Origin of the sequence: uncultured Neisseria sp. (assembly GCF_951230505.1) — a bacterium.
In the GTDB taxonomy this organism is placed as follows: Bacteria; Pseudomonadota; Gammaproteobacteria; order Burkholderiales; family Neisseriaceae; genus Neisseria.
The window spans coordinates 1-4,763 of the sequence record NZ_CATNVN010000141.1 but is presented as its reverse complement, the minus strand read 5'-3'; the positions used below and the strand labels follow the sequence as shown (position 1 = coordinate 4,763).

The following is a 4,763-nucleotide window of genomic DNA, read 5'->3' as shown; positions in this document are numbered from 1 at the left end:
TATGCAAAAACTGTTCTCATTTTGTGTCGATATTGTGATAAAACAAAACAAGTTCTAAAATATGCAGTTCATTTTCATATTAAAAACAAGGAGAAACTAATGTCTAAGATTGCTGTACTCGGCGGCGGCCTTTCCGGTCGCCTTATTGCGTTCCAATTGGCGGAGCAGGGCGTGGCGGTAGAGTTGTTTGAGAAAGGCGAACGCAACGGCGCGCAAGCCGCCGCTTATGTTGCCGCGGCCATGTTGGCGCCGTCTGCCGAAGCGGTGGAGGCAACGCCCGAAGTCATCCGTTTAGGCAAACAAAGCATCGCGCTTTGGCGTTCGATTGTCGGCCGTCTGAATACGCCGGTGATGATGCAGGAAAACGGCAGCCTGATTGTCTGGCACACGCAGGACAAGCCGCTTTCCGCCGAGTTTGCCCGTCATTTGAAGCGCGGCGGCGTGGCGGAACATGAAACCATACGTTGGAACGCCGATGAAATCGCGGCAAACGAACCGCAACTGGCAGGGCGGTTTTCAGACGGCCTGTATCTGCCGACAGAAGGGCAGTTGGACGGACGGCAGGTATTGAATGTGCTTGCCGATGCTTTGGAATCAATGAATGTCGCGTGCCATTGGTCATGCGAACGTGAAGTCGAAGATTTGGCGGCACAATACGATTGGGTCATCGATTGTCGCGGTTATGGTGCAAAGAGCGCGTGGAACAGGCCGTCTGAAAGCGTTTTGCGCGGCGTTCGCGGCGAAGTGGCGCGCGTTTACGCCCCTGAAATCGAGCTGTCCCGCCCCGTGCGCCTGCTGCATCCGCGCTATCCTTTGTATATCGCGCCGAAGGAAAACCATATTTTTGTGATTGGTGCGACCCAAATCGAAAGCGAAAGCCAAGCGCCGGCAAGCGTGCGTTCCGGTTTGGAACTTTTGTCCGCGCTGTATGCCGTGCATCCGGCATTTGGCGAGGCGAACCTCTTGGAACTGGCCACCGGCCTGCGCCCGACTTTAAACCACCACAATCCCGAAATCCGCTTCAACCGCGAACGCCGCCTGATTGAAGTCAACGGCCTATTCCGCCACGGCTTTATGATTTCTCCGGCCGTGACCGGTGCGGCCGTGCGTTTGGCCGGTGCGCTGTTTGCCGGAAACGACATTCCCGAATACGACGAAACCAGCGGTTTGCCGTATATCCGCGCTGCGAATTGAAGCCTTTGCGGACGAAGTTGCTTGAAAATCGGGCAAATTGTTTGTGAAAGACAGCCACAGGCCGTCTGAAAATGATAAAATCGCCGTCAATTCAATTAACCTTGCGTCTGAAACCGCATGATGCCGTATTCAGACGCCAAACCAATTTCCTATTTAACGATAAGCACATGACAACCCAAACCCTTTTAATCGAACTTCTCACTGAAGAACTCCCGCCAAAAGCCCTCAATAATCTGGGCAACCATTTTGCCGCTTCCGTTGCCGAAGGCTTGGAAAAAGCGCAACTGATTGACGGCGCAGCCGAATACACTGCCTATGCTTCTCCGCGCCGTTTGGCCGTTCAAGTCAAAAACGTGAAAGCCGTTCAAGCCGATCAAAAAATCGTAAAAAAAGGCCCGGCCGTAGCGAATGCTATGAAAGACGGTGCGCCGACTAAGGCTTTGGAAGGTTTTGCGCGCGGTGCGGGTGCGAAAATCGAAGACCTGACCGTCATCAACGACGGCAAGCAAGACGTGTACGCCTACGAATACGTCCAAACCGGCAAACCGCTAGGCGAGCTTTTGGAAGACATCATCAATGCCGCAGTGAAAAAACTGCCGATTCCTAAGGTCATGCGTTGGGGCAGCAGCACATTTACCTTCGTTCGCCCTGTACACAGCCTGATCGTGCTGCACGGTGGTGACATCGTAAACGTCAGCGTTTTGGGCCTGCAAAGCGGCAACAAAACATTGGGTCACCGCTTCCTCTCCAGCGGCGAAATCGCCATTGAAAATGCCGACAGCTACGCCGCACAAATGCGCGAGCAAGGCAAAGTAGAAGCATCGTTTGCCGAACGCAAAGCCGCCATTCAGACGGCCTTGAACGAGCAGGCAGGCCGTCTGAACGCGACCGTTGCCGCCGATGAAGCATTGTTGGACGAAGTGACCGCATTGGTCGAATGGCCTGTGGTATTGGAAGCCGGTTTTGAAGAACACTTCCTCGCCGTACCGCAGGAATGTTTGATTCTGACCATGCAGCAAAACCAAAAATACTTCCCGCTGCTCGACCAAAACGGCAAGCTGATGAACCGCTTCCTGCTGGTGTCCAACCTGCAAACCGAAGACCCGTCACACATCATCCAAGGCAACGAACGCGTATTGCGCGCGCGCCTGTCTGATGCCGAGTTCTTCTACAAACAAGACCAAAAAGCGACTTTGGAAAGCCGCCTGCCGAAATTGTCCAGCGTGGTTTACCACAACAAAATCGGTTCGCAAGCCGAGCGTATCGAGCGTCTGCAAAGCATTGCCGCCCATATTGCCAAAGCATTGGGCGCAGATGCTGCCGCAGCCGAACGCGCCGCACGTTTGGCCAAAGCCGACTTGGTAACCGAAATGGTCGGCGAGTTCCCCGAACTGCAAGGCACCATGGGCAAATACTATGCCCGCTTGGACGGTGAAACCGAAGAAATCGCCGAAGCTATCGAGCAACACTACCAACCGCGTTTTGCCGGCGACAACCTGCCGAACGGCAAAGTGGCGACCGCCGTTGCTTTGGCCGACAAACTGGAAACCTTGGTCGGCATTTGGGGTATCGGCCTGATTCCGACCGGCGACAAAGACCCATACGCCCTGCGCCGCTCCGCATTGGGTATTTTGCGTATGCTGATGCAGTACGGTTTGGACGTAAACGAACTAATTCAGACGGCTTTCAACAGCTTCCCCAAAGGTTTGCTCAACGAAAAAACGCCGTCTGAAACCGCCGACTTCATGCAGGCGCGTTTGGCCGTGTTGCTGCAAAACGATTATCCGCAAGATATCGTTGCCGCAGTATTGGCGAAACAGCCGCGCCGTTTGGACGACGTAGTGGCCAAACTGCAGGCTGTTGCCGCGTTCAAACAGCTGCCCGAAGCCGCCGCATTGGCCGCAGCCAACAAACGCGTGCAAAACCTGCTGAAAAAAGCCGATGCCGAGTTGGGCGCGGTTAACGAAAGCCTGCTGCAACAAGACGAAGAAAAAGCCCTGTATGCTGCCGCGCAAGGTTTGCAGCCGAAAATTGCTGCCGCCGTTGCCGACGGCAATTTCCAAACTGCTTTGTCCGAGCTGGCATCCGTCAAGCCGCAAGTCGATGCATTCTTCGACAGCGTGATGGTGATGTCCGAAGATGCCGCCGTGAAACAAAACCGTTTGAACTTGCTGAACCGCTTGGCAGAGCAAATGAACGCAGTTGCCGACATTGCGCTCTTGAGCGAATAAGGCCTCGTTTTAGTTGCCCCTTTTTTCAGGCTGCCCGATTTTTCAGGCAGCCTGAAGTTTTTCGGGCGTATCCCTTGCATGGCGTTCAAGGGTATAATTCAGCAGATTTGTCAGGCAGGCAAATCGCGCACATCAAACAATTTCCCACATTCAAGAGGCAGATTATGAATATCCCAGCCATCCGAACCGCACTCGATGCCGTATTGATTCCCCACACAATGCGCACCTTAGGCAGCGAAAAAGCCGTTACACTCCTTGAAGAGCGTTCAGACGGCCTGCATATCGGCCTGAAATTCGCATTCCCAGTTGCCCATATTGCCGCAGACATTGCCAACGCCCTCCAAGAAGCCGTCATGGCCCATACCGGCGACACGCATATCCACTTAAGTATCGATACCGAAATCGGTACGCATAAAGTTCAACCCGGCGTAGCAACCATCAAAGGCGTGAAAAACATCATCGCCGTTGCATCGGGCAAAGGCGGCGTCGGCAAATCAACGACCACAGCCAACCTTGCCACCGCAATGGCCAGAATGGGCGCGCGCGTCGGCGTACTCGATGCCGACCTGTACGGCCCAAGCCAGCCCACCATGCTCGGCGTACAAGACCGCAAACCCGATCAACAAAACAAAAAACTCATTCCCGTTGAAGCTGAAAGCGGCATTCAAGTGATGTCCATCGGTTTTCTGGTCGATACCGACCAAGCCGTCGTTTGGCGCGGCCCGATGGTCAGCCAAGCCTTGCAACAACTTATGTTCCAAAGCGAATGGGACAATGTCGATTATCTCTTCATCGACCTGCCGCCCGGTACCGGCGATATCCAATTGACCCTGTCGCAAAAAATCCCCGTAACCGGCTCCGTTGTCGTGACCACGCCGCAAGACATCGCCCTGATTGATGCACGCAAAGCCGTGGATATGTTCAACAAAGTCAATATCCCGATTTTGGGCGTTTTGGAAAACATGTCTGTCCATATTTGCTCCAACTGCGGCCATGCCGAAGCAATCTTTGGCGCAGAAGGCGGTAAAAACTTGGCAGAGCGTTTGAACGTACCGTTGCTCGGCCAGCTTCCGTTGAGCCTGCCTGTACGCGAAGCCATGGACAGCGGTACATCTTCGGCCTTGTTTGAAAACAACCAAACTATCGCCGACATCTACACCGAAGCCGCCTTCCAAATTGCACTGGCCATTGCCGATAAAGGCAAAGACTTCAGCAGCCGCTTCCCGAAAATCGTCGTCGAATAAAAAAGTTTAAAAAAGTGTTGACAGCTGTGTGCCCCATCTCTATAATGCACAGCTTATCGGGTCGTTAGCTCAGTCGGTAGAGCAGCGGACTTTT

Annotated in this window: 3 protein-coding genes; all 3 read left to right on the top strand. The window is 53.8% G+C overall.

Annotated elements, in window-relative coordinates; all coding sequences use genetic code 11:
• The first annotated feature begins 99 nt into the window (after positions 1 to 99).
• Positions 100 to 1,194, top strand: a complete 1,095-nt coding sequence (locus Q1M25_RS08195; RefSeq protein WP_300483776.1) for an FAD-dependent oxidoreductase — start codon at positions 100 to 102, stop codon at positions 1,192 to 1,194.
• 167 nt (positions 1,195 to 1,361) lie between these two features.
• Complete coding sequence (gene glyS, locus Q1M25_RS08190) at positions 1,362 to 3,425, top strand: glycine--tRNA ligase subunit beta (RefSeq protein WP_300483775.1); 2,064 nt, start codon at positions 1,362 to 1,364, stop codon at positions 3,423 to 3,425.
• 164 nt (positions 3,426 to 3,589) lie between these two features.
• Positions 3,590 to 4,669, top strand: a complete 1,080-nt coding sequence (gene apbC / locus Q1M25_RS08185; protein WP_070591815.1) for an iron-sulfur cluster carrier protein ApbC — start codon at positions 3,590 to 3,592, stop codon at positions 4,667 to 4,669.
• Positions 4,670 to 4,763 lie beyond the last annotated feature (94 nt).

Excerpts from the sequence above, each read along its gene's own strand:
- Q1M25_RS08195 (WP_300483776.1), top strand. The coding sequence starts at position 100 with ATGTCTAAGATTGCTGTACTCGGCGGCGGCCTTTCCGGTCGCCTTATT.
- glyS (WP_300483775.1), top strand. The coding sequence starts at position 1,362 with ATGACAACCCAAACCCTTTTAATCGAACTTCTCACTGAAGAACTCCCG.
- apbC (WP_070591815.1), top strand. The coding sequence starts at position 3,590 with ATGAATATCCCAGCCATCCGAACCGCACTCGATGCCGTATTGATTCCC.